The organism is Mesorhizobium sp. M0802, assembly GCF_040320115.1.
Classification (GTDB): Bacteria; Pseudomonadota; Alphaproteobacteria; order Rhizobiales; family Rhizobiaceae; genus Mesorhizobium.
Window position 1 is genome coordinate 165,705 of the sequence record NZ_JAMYOY010000012.1, and the last position, 16,286, is coordinate 181,990.

The following is a 16,286-nucleotide window of genomic DNA, read 5'->3' on the forward strand; positions in this document are numbered from 1 at the left end:
TCCTGAAGCCGGCATCCGCCGCCAGCCTTGCGAAACCGTGATCATTTGGCTAAGGAGGCGCGCATTCAGCGGCCGGCTTCTGTCGAGCGCTTACTTCCCCTTTCGGTCCTGGGCCGGCTTCAGTCAAAGGCATTTCGCTTCCATGGCGCGCATCGTGATGAAATTCGGCGGAACCTCCGTCGCCGACATCGCCCGCATCCGCAATGTGGCGCGTCACGTCAAACGCGAGGTCGATGCCGGCCATGAGGTCGCTGTCGTGGTTTCAGCGATGGCGGGCAAGACCAATGAACTGGTTGGCTGGACGCGCGAAGCCTCGCCCATGCACGACGCGCGCGAGTATGACGCCGTGGTCGCCTCGGGCGAGCAGGTGACTGCCGGCCTGCTGGCGATCACACTGCAGAATATGGGCGTCCATGCCCGCTCCTGGCAGGGCTGGCAGATCCCGATCAAGACCGACAACGCGCATGGCGCGGCGCGCATCCTCGAAATTGACGGCGCGTTCCTGATCAAGCGCTTCGGCGAGGGCCAGGTGGCTGTCGTCGCCGGCTTCCAGGGCATCGGCCCGGACAACCGCATCGCCACGCTCGGCCGCGGCGGCTCCGACACAAGCGCGGTGGCCATTGCCGCGGCGGTCAAGGCCGACCGCTGCGACATCTACACCGATGTCGACGGCGTCTACACCACCGATCCGCGCATCGAGCCGAAGGCGCGGCGGCTCAGCAAGATTTCGTTCGAGGAAATGCTCGAAATGGCCTCGCTCGGCGCCAAGGTCTTGCAGGTGCGCTCGGTCGAGCTTGCCATGGTGCACAGGGTGCGTACGTTCGTGCGGTCGTCCTTCGACGATCCCGATGCGCCCGGAATGGGGGATTTGCTCAATCCTCCGGGAACGCTCATTTGCGACGAGGAAGAGATCGTGGAACAGCAGGTCGTCACCGGAATTGCCTACGCCAAGGACGAAGCGCAGATTTCTCTGCGCCGCGTCGGCGACCGCCCGGGCGTTGCCGCCGGCATTTTCGGCCCGCTGGCCGAGGCCAACATCAATGTCGACATGATCGTCCAGAACATCTCAGAGGACGGCAAGTTCACCGACATGACCTTCACCGTGCCGTCCGGCGACGTGGACAAGGCGCTGGCCGTGCTGGAGCGTCTGAAGGCTTCGATCGGCTATGACGTGGTGCAGTCGGAAGCCGGCATGTCGAAGGTTTCGGTCATCGGCATCGGCATGCGCAGCCATGCCGGTGTGGCCGCCACCGCTTTCAAGGCGCTGGCCGACAAGGCGATCAACATCCGCGCCATCACCACCTCCGAGATCAAGATTTCGATACTGATCGACGGTCCCTACACGGAACTCGCGGTTCGCACTTTGCATTCCGTGTACGGTCTGGATAAGCAGTAGCGAGAGCGATTTGAGTTGTTGCGTGTGCGCCGGTGGCAGTGGAAACTGCGGCGGGCAAAATGCCCATTGGAGAAGAAGCCGCGATGCGTGATACGGCCAGTGGCCCGCGCGTTCTGCTGAAACGGCTCCGCGAGCTCATGCAGGAGCCGCTGGAGCCGCAGGAGCGGCTCGACCGGATCGTGCGCGACATCGCCTCCAACATGGTCGCCGAGGTCTGCTCGCTCTATGTGCTGCGCGCCGATTCGGTGCTCGAACTCTATGCCACCGAAGGTCTGAACCCGAACGCCGTCCATTTGGCGCAGCTGCGGCTGGGGCAGGGCCTCGTCGGCACCATTGCCGCCAGCGCGCGGCCGCTCAACCTCTCCAATGCGCAGGAACATCCGGCCTTCGCCTACCTGCCGGAGACCGGCGAAGAGATCTACAATTCCTTCCTCGGCGTGCCCGTACTCAGGGCAGGGCGCACGCTGGGCGTGCTGGTGGTGCAGAACAAGACCATGCGCCACTACCGCGACGACGAGGTCGAGGCGCTGGAAACGACCGCCATGGTGATCGCCGAGATGATCGCCACCGGCGATCTCGCGCGCCTGACCCGGCCCGGCCTCGAACTCGACCTGCGCCGTCCCGTCAGCTTTACCGGCCTGTCCTTCAACGAGGGTGTCGGCCTCGGCCATGTCGTGCTGCATGAGCCACGCATCGTCGTCACCAATCTGTTCAACGAGGACAGTGAGGAAGAGGTGCGCCGGCTGGAGACGTCGCTCGGTTCGCTCAGGCTTTCCATCGACGACATGCTGGAGCGGCGCGATGTCGCCTTCGAGGGAGAACACCGCGAGGTGCTCGAGGCGTATCGCATGTTTGCCAACGACCGCGGCTGGGTGCGCCGGCTGGAAGAGGCGATCCGCAACGGCCTGACGGCGGAAGCGGCGGTGGAAAAGGTGCAGAGCGACATGCGCGCCCGCATGCTGCACATGACCGATCCTTATTTGCGCGAGAGGATGAGCGACTTCGACGATCTCGCCAACCGGCTGCTGCGCCAGCTGATGGGGCGCGGGCCTGACGACGTCGCGGCGTCACTGCCGAAGGATGCCATCCTGGTCGCGCGCTCGATGGGCGCGGCCGAACTGCTTGATTATCCCAGGGACAAGCTGCGCGGCGTGGTGCTGGAAGACGGCGCTGCCACCAGCCATGTCGTCATCGTAGCGCGCGCCATGGGCATTCCGGTCGCCGGCCAGATGAAGGGCGCCGTTTCCATGGCGGAAAACGGCGATGCCATCATCGTCGACGGCGAGGAAGGCACCATCCATCTGCGGCCGCAGCCCGACCTCGAAGCTGCCTATGCCGAAAAAGTGCGCTTCCGGGCGCGCCGGCAGGAAGTCTACCGGGAACTGCGCAAGAAGCCGTCGGTGACCAAGGACGGCGTCCAGGTCGACCTGCTGATGAATGCGGGCCTGGCCGTCGACCTGCCGCAGCTGGCCGAGGCGGGTGCGAGCGGCATCGGCCTGTTCCGCACCGAATTGCAGTTCATGGTCGCCTCGACCTTCCCGCGCGCCGAGGCGCAGGAGCGGCTCTACCGCGACGTGCTGGACGCGGCGCGTGGCAAGCCGGTCACCTTCCGCACCATCGACATCGGCGGCGACAAGGTGCTGCCCTACTTCAAGGGCGCTGTCCAGGAAGAAAACCCTGCGCTCGGCTGGCGCGCGATCCGGCTGACGCTCGACCGGCCGGGTCTGCTCAGGACCCAGATCCGCGCTCTGCTGAAGGCCTGCGGCGGGCGCGAACTGAAGCTGATGCTGCCGATGGTGACCGAGCTCGGCGAAATCGCCCAGGCGCGCGAGATCATCGACCGCGAAGTGCGGCATCTCTCCCGCTTTGCCCACCATCTGCCGACCAGCCTCAAGGTGGGCGCCATGCTGGAAGTGCCGTCGCTGCTGTTCCAGCTCGACGAGTTGATGAAGGCGGTCGATTTCGTCTCGGTCGGCTCCAACGACCTGTTCCAGTTCGTCATGGCGGTCGATCGGGGGAACACGCAGCTCTCCGACCGCTTCGACACGCTGTCGACGCCGTTCCTGCGGGTTCTGAAGCAGATCGCCGACGCCGGGGTTCGCAACCACACGCCGGTGACGCTGTGCGGCGAGCTTGCCGGAAAACCCATTTCCGCCATGGCGCTGATCGGCCTCGGCTACCGCTCGATCTCGATGTCTCCAGCCTCGATCGGCCCGGTCAAGGCGATGTTGACCGAACTGCCACTGGAGGAATTGGAGGCTTTCTTTGCCGACAATCTGATGGCGCCAGCTCAAGGGCTGCCGATGCGGGCGCTGCTGCAGGCCTTCGCCGACGACCGCTCCATCCCGCTATAGCATTAGCCATGGTCAATCTTCCCCGCGAGCGTATGGATCAGGTCGTCAAGCGTTTCGAGATGCTCGAAGCGCAGATGTCGGCCGGCCCGGCGGCCGATGCCTATGTGAAGATGGCTTCCGAATATGCCGAGCTGCAGGACATGGTGGCCAAGGTCAGGGAACTGCGCTCAGTAGAGCGCGAGCAAGCCGACCTCGAGGCGATGCTTGCCGACAAGGGCACCGACGCAGAGATGCGGGCCCTGGCGGAGGCAGATTTGCCGGGCGTCGAAGCGCGAATCGAAGAGCTGCAGAAGGACATCCAGATCCTGCTGTTGCCCAAGGACGCGGCCGACGACAAGAACGCCATCCTTGAAATCCGCGCCGGCACCGGCGGCGACGAGGCGGCATTGTTCGCCGGCGACCTGTTTCGCATGTATGAGCGCTATGCCGCCGAACGCGGCTGGCGCTTCGAGACGGTGTCGGCCAGCGACGGCGATGCCGGCGGCTTCAAGGAAATCATCGCCACCATTTCCGGTAGGGGCGTCTTTGCCCATCTGAAATTCGAATCCGGCGTGCACCGCGTGCAGCGCGTGCCGGCGACCGAGGCCAGCGGGCGCATCCACACCTCGGCGGCGACGGTGGCCGTTCTGCCGGAAGCCGAAGAGGTCGACATCGACGTCCGCGCCGAAGACATCCGCATCGACACGATGCGCGCCTCGGGTTCGGGCGGCCAGCACGTCAACACCACCGATTCGGCCGTGCGCATCACCCATTTGCCGACCGGCATCATGGTGGTGCAGGCGGAGAAGTCGCAGCATCAGAACCGGGCGAAAGCCATGCAGATTCTGCGTGCGCGGCTTTACGACCTCGAGCGCAGCAAGGCGGACGAGGAGCGCTCGGAGTCACGCAAATCGCAGGTTGGTTCGGGCGACCGTTCGGAGCGCATCCGCACCTACAATTTCCCGCAGGGCCGCCTTACCGACCATCGTATCAACCTGACGCTCTACAAGCTCGACCGGGTGATGATGGGCGAGCTCGATGAGGTCATCAATGCGCTGATTGCCGACCATCAGTCGAAGCTGCTCGCCGATATTGGCCTCGATGGCTGACATGTTGCCCGGCGCGCTCGGGCCGTTGTTGCGGGTGGCGCGGGAGCGGCTTGCCGCGGCCGGCCTTTCCGACTCGGCGCTGGATGCCAGGCTGATCGTCGAACATTTTTCCGGCACGGACCGTACGCAGGCCATCGCCGACCCGCAACGGACGGTCGATGCGGGTGCGGTTGCCGCAATCGGCGCTGCTCTGCAGCGCCGCATGGCCGGCGAACCGGTGCACCGCATCCTCGGGTTTCGCGAGTTTTACGGCCTGCGGCTGTCGCTGTCGCCGGAAACGCTGGAGCCGCGGCCGGACACCGAAACGCTGGTCGAGGCGATCCTGCCTTTTGCCGGCGCGACGGCCGAAAGGCTGGGGGAATGCCGTATCCTCGATCTCGGCACCGGTACCGGCGCGATTGCGCTGGCGCTGCTCAGCGCGGTTCCGGCCGCGACCGCCACCGGGGTCGATATTTCACAAGACGCGCTGGCAACCGCGATACGCAATGCCGAGCAACTCGGACTCGCCGGCCGGTTCGTGGGGCTGCAGTCTGACTGGTTCGAAAAAGTTTCGGGCCGATACCATGTAATTGCCGTAAACCCTCCCTATATATCGTCTAGAGACATTGGAAATCTGCAGGACGAGGTCCGCGATTTCGATCCGCACAGAGCCCTTGATGGCGGTGTGGACGGTCTTGGCCCCTACAGGATCATCGCCGCCGAGGCGGCAAAGTTTCTGGAAGCAGAAGGCAAGATAGCGGTCGAGATCGGTCACACGCAGCGCAATGAGGTCAAAGACATATTCGCGGCAGCCGGCTACAGGCTGGCCGGGGCATTTGTCGATCTTGGCGGAAACGACAGGGTTCTTATGTTTGAACAGGGAAAGCCTTGACGCAGTGCAAAAAAGCGCTTGGCAATGCCGGGGAATGCGGCTAGGGTTCGCCCTAACCGGATGAGACGAAGCAGGCAGTGCTCTTAGCGATTCGGTTTTCCTTGGAAATAGCTGCCTTCTTGCGCAAACGACGCCCAAGCTTCGTGCGGGAATCGTCCGGCAAGTGATGTAACCGGAACAGGATGACACGTGGCGCCAACGCAATTGATGCGGGCGAACGCCGGTGAAGAAACGAAACGGCTGGCTGCATGAGCGCCTCCGTTCGTGAAACGTTTTTCGAAAATTTCAAAATGAAGAGAGTCTTATGAGGCCACAACAGCAGAACAGGCGCATGCGCGGTCGCAACAACAATGGCGGCGGCGGTGGCAACAATAACAACAACAACAACCGCAAGGGCCCAAATCCCCTGACGCGCAACTACGAGAGCAACGGCCCGGACGTGAAAATCCGTGGATCGGCTCAGCAGATCGCCGAAAAATACGCCACTCTGGCCCGTGATGCGCAAAGCTCCGGCGACCGGGTTATGGCGGAAAATTACCTCCAGCACGCCGAGCACTACAACCGCATCATTGCCGCCGCACAGGCGCAGATGCCGATCCAGAATGCCCCGCAGAACCGCGACGAATTCGACGACGATGAAGATCGCGACGATTTTGACAATGCCGGCAGCGGCAATGGCGGCGAGACTCAAGCGCCGATGGCGAACCACGGCAACGGTCCGCAGCCGACGATTGAGGGCACGCCGGCCGAACTCGCATACGGTCAGGAAAACGGCCGCGAGAACAACAGTGGCCGTGACAATAATGGCCGCAACAACAACGGCCGCGACAACAATGGCCGCAACCGTGACCGCCGCCCCAATGGCGGCTATGGCCAGAACGACCAGCGTGGCGACTTTGCCCAGCGTGGCGAGCAGAACGGCCAGCGCGGCGACCAGCAGCGCTTCACCGAAACCCCGGCACAGGCGGAAACCGTTTCGGCGGTTGAGCCCGAAGCCGAGAGCGGTTTCTCCGAGCCGGCGCCGCTGTACGAAAACCTGTCGCCGGCGGCTCTTGCCGCCCGGGCCGAACTCAATGAGGCAGCCGCCGAGAGCGGCGCTGCCCGTCGCCCGCGGCGTCCGCGCCGCCCGCGCAACAATGCCGATCAGGTCGGTGACGAACAGTCTGGTGGTGGCCAGGTGGTGGATGGCGCCGGCGAGACCGCTGCCGCTATTGACGTGGTGGATGCGGCGCCGGCCGAAAGCCCTGCCGGCGACCCGTTCGCCGTCGACGCCAACAACTGACCCACAAGACATAAGTCGATGAAACGGCGGAGAGAAATCTCCGCCGTTTTCGTTTGCTCGGCCATGGAATATCATCAGCCGGACGTCTTGAGCGGCAATGGCTTGCGCCCCATATCTGGCGTGAACTGGACCCGGCTCGGATGGGCGGGTCCGTCACCGCAATCTGATCCGGTGCCGCAAAGCGGGCCGGTGATGGAAGGAGACAGATATGAACCTCGAGAAATACTCCGAGCGCGTCCGCGGATTCATTCAGTCCGCCCAGACCATGGCGCTCTCGCGCAATCACCAGCAATTCACTCCCGAACATATGCTGAAGGTCCTCGTCGATGACGACGAGGGGCTGGCCGCCTCGCTGATCGAGCGCGCCGGCGGCAACGTGCGCGACGTCAAGCTTGGCGTCGAGACCGCCCTTGAGGCCATGCCCAAGGTGGAAGGCGGCAACGGCCAGCTTTATCTGGCGCAGCCGCTGGCCAAGGTGTTTTCGACCGCCGAGGAATTGGCCAAGAAAGCCGGCGACAGTTTTGTCACGGTCGAGCGGCTGCTGCAGGCGCTGGCGATGGAGAAGTCGGCCAAGACGGCCGATATCCTGTCCAAGGCCGGCGTCACAGCGCAGGCGCTGAACCAGGTGATCAACGACGTCCGCAAGGGCCGTACCGCCGATTCGGCGAGCGCCGAGCAGGGCTATGACGCGCTGAAGAAATACGCGCGCGACCTCACCGCCGATGCCCGCGCCGGCAAGCTCGACCCTGTGATCGGCCGTGACGACGAGATCCGCCGCACCATCCAGGTGCTGTCGCGGCGTACCAAGAACAACCCGGTGCTGATCGGCGAGCCGGGCGTCGGCAAAACGGCGATCGCAGAAGGTCTGGCGCTGCGCATCGTCAATGGCGACGTGCCCGAATCGCTGAAGGACAAGCAGTTGATGGCGCTCGACATGGGCGCGCTGATTGCCGGCGCCAAATATCGCGGCGAGTTCGAGGAGCGGCTGAAGGCCGTGCTCAACGAAGTCACCTCGGCGGCCGGCGGCATCATCCTGTTCATCGACGAGATGCACACGCTGGTCGGCGCCGGCAAGGCCGATGGCGCCATGGACGCTTCGAACCTGTTGAAGCCGGCGCTGGCGCGCGGCGAACTGCACTGCGTCGGCGCGACCACGCTCGATGAATACAGGAAGCATGTCGAGAAGGACGCGGCCCTTGCCCGCCGGTTCCAGCCGGTCTTCGTCAACGAGCCGTCGGTGGAAGATACCGTGTCGATCCTGCGTGGCCTGAAGGAGAAGTACGAGCAGCACCACAAGGTGCGCATCTCGGATTCGGCGCTGGTCGCGGCGGCGACCTTGTCCAACCGCTACATCGCCGACCGTTTCCTGCCGGACAAGGCGATCGACCTTGTCGACGAAGCCGCGTCGCGGCTGAGGATGCAGGTCGATTCCAAGCCCGAGGCGCTGGACGAGATCGATCGCCGCATCATGCAGCTCAAGATCGAGCGCGAGGCACTGAAGGTCGAGAAGGACGAGGCGTCAAAGGACCGGCTCGCGCGTCTCGAAAAGGAACTCGTCGGCCTCGAGGAGGAATCGACCGAGATCACCGCCAAATGGCAGTCGGAAAAGCAGAAGCTTGGCCTCGCCGCTGACCTCAAGAAGCAGCTCGACGCGGCCCGCAACGACCTCGCCATTGCCCAGCGCAAGGGTGAATTCCAGCGCGCCGGCGAGCTTGCCTATGGCAAGATCCCGGAACTGGAAAAGAAGCTGAAGGAAGCCGAAGCCCAGGACGGCAAGGCCGGCATGGTCGAAGAGGTGGTCACGCCCGACCACGTCGCCCATATCGTGTCGCGTTGGACCGGCATTCCAGTCGACAAGATGCTGCAGGGCGAGCGCGACAAGCTGCTGCGCATGGAAGACGAGATCGGCAAGCGAGTCGTCGGCCAGGGCGAAGCGGTACAGGCGGTGTCCAAGGCCGTGCGTCGTGCCCGGGCCGGGCTGCAGGATCCGAACCGGCCGATCGGCTCGTTCATGTTCCTCGGACCGACCGGCGTCGGCAAGACCGAACTGACCAAGGCGCTGGCCAATTTCCTGTTCGACGACGAGAGCGCCATGGTGCGAATCGACATGTCGGAATACATGGAGAAGCACTCGGTCGCCCGGCTGATTGGCGCGCCTCCCGGCTATGTCGGCTATGAGGAAGGCGGTGCGCTGACCGAAGCGGTGCGGCGCCGGCCCTATCAGGTCGTGCTGTTCGACGAAATCGAGAAGGCGCATCCGGATGTCTTCAACGTGCTGTTGCAGGTGCTCGACGACGGGCGGCTGACCGACGGGCAGGGCCGCACGGTCGACTTCCGCAACACGCTGATCGTCATGACGTCGAACCTCGGCGCCGAATATCTGGTCAATCTCGGCGAAGAGCAGGACGTCGATGCCGTGCGCGACGAGGTTATGAGCGTGGTGAGAGCCTCGTTCAGGCCGGAGTTCCTCAACCGCGTCGACGAGGTGATCCTGTTCCACCGGCTGCGCCGGCAGGATATGGGCCGCATCGTCGAGATCCAGCTCAAGCGGCTGGAAAGCCTGCTCGCCGACCGCAAGATCACACTGTCGCTCGACCAGGATTCGATCGACTGGCTGGCGGCGAAGGGCTACGACCCGGCCTATGGCGCGCGGCCGCTGAAGCGGGTGATGCAGAAGGACCTGCAAGATCCGCTGGCGGAAAAAATCCTGCTTGGCGAGATACTCGACGGCTCGACCGTCAAGGTCACCGCCGGCTCCGACCGGTTGAATTTCCGGTCCAGGCCCACTGTGGTGCCGACCGACGCGGCAGCCTGATCCAACGCCGCGCGTCCGACCGGACGCGCGGCGTTTTGTTATGAAACAACAATCCTTTGGCGGGGGTGCAGGTGACGCTGGACGACTACAACAGCTTCTGCGCCTCGCTGCCGCAGACGACGCACGTCGTGCAGTGGGGCGGGGCCGATGTCTGGAAAGTCGGTGGCAAGGTCTTCACCATCGCCGGCCATGACCGGGAGGGTGGCGTCTTCGTCACCTTCAAATGCTCTGAAATGGCTTATGACGTGCTGAAGGATCAGCCCGGCTGCCGGCCGGCGCCCTATCTCGCCTCGCGCGGCATGAAATGGATCCAGCGTCAGACAAGCCAGAGCATGGATGATGATGCGCTGAAGGACTATCTCGGCGAAAGCCACCGCCTCGTCGTCCTCAAGCTGACGAAGCAGACGCGCAAGGAATTGGGCCTGTAGCAACCAGTAATCCGCCATCTTCATGCCCGGTTCATGTTGGAAAGCTTATGTTGTGGTTTGCTGGCGAAGGGGTTTGCCTGCAGGCTTTTGACGATCAGGGCGTTCCTTGCGCATCCAAACGGTGGCGAGAACGTTCTGGTGGGAACACTGCCGGGCGGCGGCAATTACGCATGACCCCGAAAATCGAAATTCGATTTTCGGAAAGGATCATGCGCAGACATGAAGTGTTACAGCGTCCTTTGCGCGTCCAAACGGACGCGCGGCGCTGTAAGTACCGGAGAGTTTGACCACCATGTTCCGCACGATCCTTGCCTTTTCGGTGCTCGCCGCCGGGCTGCTCACGTCCAGCGCCATGGCATCGCCGACTGTGGACAACGCACTGCCGGCCGTCCGCGCCGCCGATAGCGGCGGCATTGTGCTTGCCCAGGACGGCAATCTCGACATCTATTACGACGCCAGGGGCAACCGCGTCATCGTCGATGCCGAGACCGGCAAGGTCATCGCCATCCAGCCGCCGCAGACCAGGCTCGACCGCCGCGCGCTGCGCCGGGAAATGCGGGCACGTGAGCTTGGACGCGCACCGGTCGAAGACGACGACCGCTACTATCTCGACGATCCCGAAGACATGGCGCGTTTCCGCCGCAGGCAACTGGACGATCAGGGACGAATCCCCGGCCCGCCGGTTGATGAATACGATCCTGAAAGCGACAGATTCCTGGGGGCCGCTCCGCAGGATGATGCCAATGACAGCGACACCTATCCGGAAGCGCCGAAATCCGCTGAACCGCGGCCCGTCAAGCGCCAGCCGCTGAACGAAGCCTCTATCGATCCCGCCGAACCGGCGGCGCCCGCCGACCAGGCCGCGCTGCCGCCGAAAGCCGGTGGCAAGACCGTGGTCGATCCCTCGCTTTCACTCGGCGCACGCCAGGATGTAGCCGCCTTGCAGGTGCTGCTCGACCGCGCCGGCGCTTCACCCGGCGTCGTCGACGGGCGCTTCGGCTCCAATGTCGACAAGGCGCTTGCCGCCTATAACCAGATCACCGGCAGCAATCTGCGCTCGACCGACGCGGTCGGCATCCAGGCTGCGCTGGCGCAAACCGGTGGCGATGCTTTCGCCAATTATACGATCACGCCCGAGGACGCGGCCGGGCCTTATGTCGCCTCGATACCGGAGGATTACAGCCAGAAGGCACAGCTCGACCGCATGGCTTACACCTCCGTCACCGAAGCCTTGGCCGAACGGTTCCACATGGACGAGAACTACCTGAAGGGGCTCAATCCCGAGGCCGACTTCAGCCGTCCCGGCACCATCATCAAGGTCGCCAATTTCGGCAGGCTGGTGGCGACGCCGGTTGCCCGCATCGTCGCCGACAAGGACAAGAAGCAGGTGTTCGCCTATGACGCCGGTGGCAAGCTGGTCGCGGCCTATCCGGCCACCATTGGTTCAGCCGACACGCCCTCGCCGACCGGCACTCATACTGTGTCGCGCGTCGCGCTCGATCCGAACTACACCTACAACCCCAGCATCAATTTCAAGCAGGGCCAGAACGACAAGATCCTGACCATCCCGCCGGGTCCGAACGGCCCGGTCGGCTCGGTGTGGATCGCGCTGGACAAGCCGACCTATGGCATTCACGGCACGCCCGATCCCTCCAAGATCGGCAAGACCGAAAGCCATGGCTGCGTGCGCCTGACAAATTGGGATGCGCGTGAACTGGCCAAGCTGGTGTCGCCGGGCGTCACCGTCGAGTTCGTCGGCGGTCCCTCGGCCGATGATGTTGCGGAGCAAGTGAGCGCTCCAGCGCAGTGATATCGGCCTGCCCATAAGGCAGGCCGATATCCAAAGCTGGATTCATGAGCGCAGTGTGCTGGCTGGTTGTTGCCGGCCCGCAACAAGTCTAAGCAGACGCTCATGAAGTCTCCGAGCGAAGCCGCAGCCGTTCCCCTGACCAGGTCGCTTTCCAACGGTACATTTTGCCCGCAGTCGCAGCGCAAGTTCGTGCTGGTAGCGGCGATCCTGGCGTCAGCGCTCGGCTTCATCGACGGGTCGATCCTGGCCATTGCCATGCCGGCAATGCGCGTCGACCTCGGCGCCAGCCTGGCCGAGGTCCAGTGGATTTCCAACGCCTATGCGCTGACGCTGTCGGCGCTGATTCTGGCCGGCGGCGCCGCCGGCGACCGGTTTGGCCTCAGGCGCGCCTTCGTTGCCGGCATTGCGCTGTTCATCGTCGCTTCGCTGGCCTGCGCGGTGGCGCCGAATGCGCTGGTGCTCATCGCCTTTCGCGCCATTCAGGGCATTGGTGCGGCGATCATGGTGCCGGGCAGCCTCGCCATCATCGCCAAGGCCTATCCGAAGAAGGAGCGCGGCCGGTCGATCGGCATCTGGGCCGCCGCCTCGGCGCTGACGACTGCGCTCGGTCCGGTGCTCGGCGGCTTCGTTCTGTCGGCCTTTGGCGGCGGTATCTGGCGGGCGATCTTCGCCGTCAACCTGCCGCTCGGGCTGATCTCGATCTATCTCCTGCTGGCCAAGATTCCCGCCGACGCGCCGACGGAGAAGCGAAGCCTCGATCTCGGCGGCGCCGCTCTCGCCACGCTTGCCTTCGGGGCGCTTGCCTACGGACTGACCTCGATGAGCGCCGAAGGCAGCGGGCTGATGTCGGGGCCGAGCATCGCCGCAGGCGCCGTGCTGCTTATCATCTTCATCGTCTTCGAGCTTCGGCAGCGCGAGCCGATGATCGATCTCAAGCTGTTTCGGATCGGCGCCTTTGCCGGCGCCAACCTCGCCACCTTCTTCCTGTATTTCGCCCTGTCGGCCAATCTGTTCTACCTGCCGATGCTGTTGATCGCCGGATGGGGGCTGAGCACCAAAGAGGTCGGTTTCATCTTCCTGCCGCTGTCGGCGTCGATCGCGCTGCTGTCGGGTCTCGTCGGCCAGTGGTCGGATCGCATCGGTCCGCGTTTTCCGATCGCCAGCGGCTGCCTGGTGGTTGCCATCGCCTTTGCCGGGCTGGCTTTGCTCACTCATGCCGGCATGCACAATTTCTGGACCAGTATCTTTCCGCTGATGGCCGTGATGGGGCTCGGCATGGCGCTGGTGGTGTCGCCGCTGTCGACGGCGGTCATGACCGCGGTCGAGGACAAGGATACCGGCGCCGCTTCCGGCATCAACAATGCGGTTTCGCGCATTGGCGGGCTGATTGCTGTGGCGGCGATGGGCTCGCTCGCGGCCTGGGTCTATTCGACGATGCTCGATACCAGCGCTAGGCCGGGCATTCCGGGATTCGGCGAACCGGCATTGGCCGGCCTGGCGCCAGACCTTGATGCAACACGGCTCGCCGCCAGCGATGCGGCGTTCGCGGCCGTGTCGACAGTGACGGCCGTGCTTTGCCTGCTTGCCGCTATTATCGCCTGGGCCACCGTTTCGGGGCAAAAGCTGCCTTGGTCACGAGCCGAAGAGGAGCAGTCGACCTGATTCGGAGCCGACCCGATTCGGAATGCTCTGATGGGGCGATTATGATTCGCCAGCGTCGAGTGTGACGGCTTAAAGCGCGTCGCGCTGAAACGGATTCATACGACGCGCTTTAAGTGTTTGTTTTGAGGCATGTCGTTGTCCCAGAACCGCGGCACACTTCTGGGCGACATGCATTAGCCTTCGATCTTGGCGCTCGCGACCTTCAGCGGATTGCTGTCTTCCTGCTTGAGCAGTTCATCGATGCGCTCGCGCTCGCGCTTGAAAGCGACCAGGTCGTCGCCCTTCAGCACCTTGCCGACCGGCAGGCGCACGCGCATCGGGTCGACCTTGGTGCCGTTGACGATCAGCTCGTAGTGAAGATGCGGACCGGTGGAGAGGCCGGTCTGACCGAGGAAGCCGATGGTCTGGCCCTGGCGGACATGAACGCCCGGTTCGATGCCTTTGGCAAAGGCGCTCTGGTGATTATAGGAGGTCTCGTAGCCATTGGCATGGCGGATGATGATCTGCTTGCCGTAGCCGCCGGCCCAACCGGCCTTTTCGATGGTGCCGTTGCCGGCGGCGATGATCGGCGTTCCGATCGGCGCCGCCCAGTCGACGCCGGTATGCATGCGGACATAACCGAGGATCGGATGCCGGCGGGCGCCGAAGCCGGAGCGGAATTTCCCGGCCGGCAGGGGATTGCGCAGCAGGAACTGCTCGGCGCTCGATCCGTCCTCGTCGAAATAGTCGGTCGAGCCGTCCTGCATCTGGAAGCGGTAGAAATTGCGTGTCTGGCCGCCGAAGGTCGACGAGACATAGAGCAGTTCCGATTCGTCGGAGGCCTGGTCGTCGCCGTCCGGCTGCGAGAACAGCACGTCGATGCGGTCCGATGGATTGAGCCTGGACTGGAAGTCGACGCCGGAGGCCAGGAGCTTGACCAATTGCTGGGTCAGCTTCTTCGACATGCCGTAGGAATAGGCGGCGCGGTAGATGCCGTCATAAACGTTCGGCAGATTGCCGCGCACCACCACCGGTGCCGACGAATCGTCGAACGCGGTCAGCAATTCGGGGTTCGGCTCAGGTTCCTGCGCCGGCACATACTGGCCGCGGTCGTCGAGCGCGATGGTGACGATGTGCGTTGTCTTGTCATAGACGCTGGTGCGAACGACCTTGGCGGCGTCGCCATGTACCTCGAGCCCGACCCGCAGCACGGTTCCGGCCTTCAGCGCCGGTGCGTTGAGCAGCTTACCGATCGCCTCCGCCATGCCGGTGGCGTCATCGCCCGTATAGCCCGAATCGGCGAAGGCCTCGGCAATGTCGCGGTCCCTGGTGAAGGGAATGATTTCCTCGGCGAAAGCCGGGGTCTGGTCGTCGAGCGCGACGCGCGGCGCCACCGAGACGTTTTCCGGCACGATCTTGACGTCGTAGGAGCCGGCCATCGATTCGGCGAAGGCATCGCCGAATCGCTGCGGGTCGACATAATGCAGGGAGGCGACCTGCACGGCGCCGTCGCTGAGGTCGGTGCCGGCCTCGCGCACCACTTTTTCCACCTCGTCGGCGGACAGGTCGCTTTTTTCGTCGAAGGAGGCCGTCTCGACCGGGAAATCGACCGTCTTGAGGCTCATCTCGCTTTCGACCTTGGCGCCGTAGATCTGGCCGCCAACCGCGGAGGCCGTCGCCGGCTGCGCCGGGGTCGAGTCGCCATCGTCGCCGAACACCTGCATCGGGTCGAAAGGCGGATAGGCGCGGTTGGTGGTGTGGCCGGCGGCCAGCGCCATCTTGATCTGCACGAACGGCATGGTGTGGATAACGTCGCGGTCACCGACCTTGGTCACCATCGACACTTCCATGCGCCTGCGGTCCTTGGCCTTGGCGATCTGGCGCGGCGCCACCAGCCTGGTGGTCTTGGCGACCTCGCCGGAATCGCCGCCGCTTTCGAGCTGGGCCAGTTCGGCGATTTCGGGCGGGGTTGCCAGCTGCTGGCGGCCGTCAAGGGCGGCAAACAACGCCACGCCCATCAGCACACTCGAGGTCACGCCGGTAAGAAAGGTGCCCGACAGCCAGCGCGCTGAAACCTCGCGCCGGTCGGGCGGGCCGCTGCGGCCATCCGCGATCAGCGGCGGCTCATTGCCGAGTTCGGCTATGACATCTTCCGTGTCTGGCATCCAGAAAGGCTGCTTCTTCCCCGGGCGGAACGGCTTTTCGCTTCTGTTGGGCCATGACATTTGCCTGTCACGGCGGGTGAAGTCAACGAAGCGGCGAAATCCCCGCTCACACGCTCTGTTTTACAGCCCCTTGTAGAGAGGCGTCTTTATCCTCTTACAGGAGGCTCCGAACCGTGATGCGCAGACCCCGCTTTGGCTCTTATAGGAAGGCACCTCGCGGGCCGCGCCGAGCCCTTCTTTGTTGGCCTCGGTGTCGAACGGCAATGCGGCGGCAATAGGGCTCCTTTTTGGCAACGCCAATGTTCCCCTGGGGCAGTCCGCCGGCGCCAGAATTTCTGTCGCAAAAAGTTCAAAAACATCGTCGATGACTGTTGACAGTTCTGGTTGGTGGCGACTATATACGCCTCACGAACGAGGGCGGTGCGCCGCTGGCGGC

At 64.0% G+C, this 16,286-nt stretch carries 10 protein-coding genes; 9 read left to right on the forward strand and 1 reads right to left on the reverse strand.

Annotation, left to right across the window (positions count from 1 at the left end):
- The first annotated feature begins 142 nt into the window (after positions 1–142).
- The 9 genes from NKI10_RS18410 (at position 143) to NKI10_RS18450 (ending at position 13,706) form a co-directional block, all read left to right on the forward strand.
- Positions 143–1,396, forward strand: coding sequence for an aspartate kinase (locus NKI10_RS18410; protein ID WP_023707556.1), 1,254 nt, complete (start codon positions 143–145; stop codon positions 1,394–1,396).
- Between the two features lie 83 nt (positions 1,397–1,479).
- Positions 1,480–3,750, forward strand: a complete 2,271-nt coding sequence (gene ptsP / locus NKI10_RS18415; RefSeq protein ID WP_352861313.1) for a phosphoenolpyruvate--protein phosphotransferase — start codon at positions 1,480–1,482, stop codon at positions 3,748–3,750.
- An 8-nt stretch (positions 3,751–3,758) separates the two neighbouring features.
- On the forward strand, positions 3,759–4,838 hold the full coding sequence (gene prfA, locus NKI10_RS18420; RefSeq protein WP_023737469.1) for a peptide chain release factor 1: 1,080 nt from the start codon (positions 3,759–3,761) through the stop codon (positions 4,836–4,838).
- Positions 4,831–5,709 (forward strand): peptide chain release factor N(5)-glutamine methyltransferase, encoded by an 879-nt coding sequence (prmC, locus tag NKI10_RS18425; RefSeq protein ID WP_352861316.1) that lies wholly within the window; start codon positions 4,831–4,833, stop codon positions 5,707–5,709. The genes prfA and prmC overlap by 8 nt, the downstream gene beginning before the upstream one ends.
- 304 nt (positions 5,710–6,013) lie before the next feature.
- A complete protein-coding gene (locus NKI10_RS18430) occupies positions 6,014–6,991 on the forward strand; it encodes a DUF4167 domain-containing protein (protein WP_352861318.1) in 978 nt (325 codons plus the stop codon).
- A gap of 208 nt (positions 6,992–7,199) precedes the next feature.
- The gene (gene clpB, locus NKI10_RS18435; RefSeq protein WP_023672968.1) at positions 7,200–9,806 is read left to right on the forward strand and encodes an ATP-dependent chaperone ClpB; all 2,607 of its coding nucleotides are present in this window, start codon (positions 7,200–7,202) and stop codon (positions 9,804–9,806) included.
- Between the two features lie 71 nt (positions 9,807–9,877).
- A complete protein-coding gene (locus NKI10_RS18440) occupies positions 9,878–10,234 on the forward strand; it encodes an MmcQ/YjbR family DNA-binding protein (RefSeq protein ID WP_023685771.1) in 357 nt (118 codons plus the stop codon).
- Positions 10,235–10,526: 292 nt separating this feature from the next.
- A complete protein-coding gene (locus NKI10_RS18445; protein ID WP_023701438.1) occupies positions 10,527–12,044 on the forward strand; it encodes a L,D-transpeptidase family protein in 1,518 nt (505 codons plus the stop codon).
- A 102-nt stretch (positions 12,045–12,146) separates the two neighbouring features.
- Complete coding sequence (locus NKI10_RS18450) at positions 12,147–13,706, forward strand: MFS transporter (RefSeq protein WP_352861320.1); 1,560 nt, start codon at positions 12,147–12,149, stop codon at positions 13,704–13,706.
- Between the two features lie 173 nt (positions 13,707–13,879).
- Here the strand turns inward: NKI10_RS18450 and NKI10_RS18455 are convergent, their stop codons facing one another.
- Positions 13,880–15,850 (reverse strand): M23 family metallopeptidase, encoded by a 1,971-nt coding sequence (locus NKI10_RS18455; protein ID WP_023686664.1) that lies wholly within the window; start codon positions 15,848–15,850, stop codon positions 13,880–13,882.
- Between the last annotated feature and the right edge of the window lie 436 nt (positions 15,851–16,286).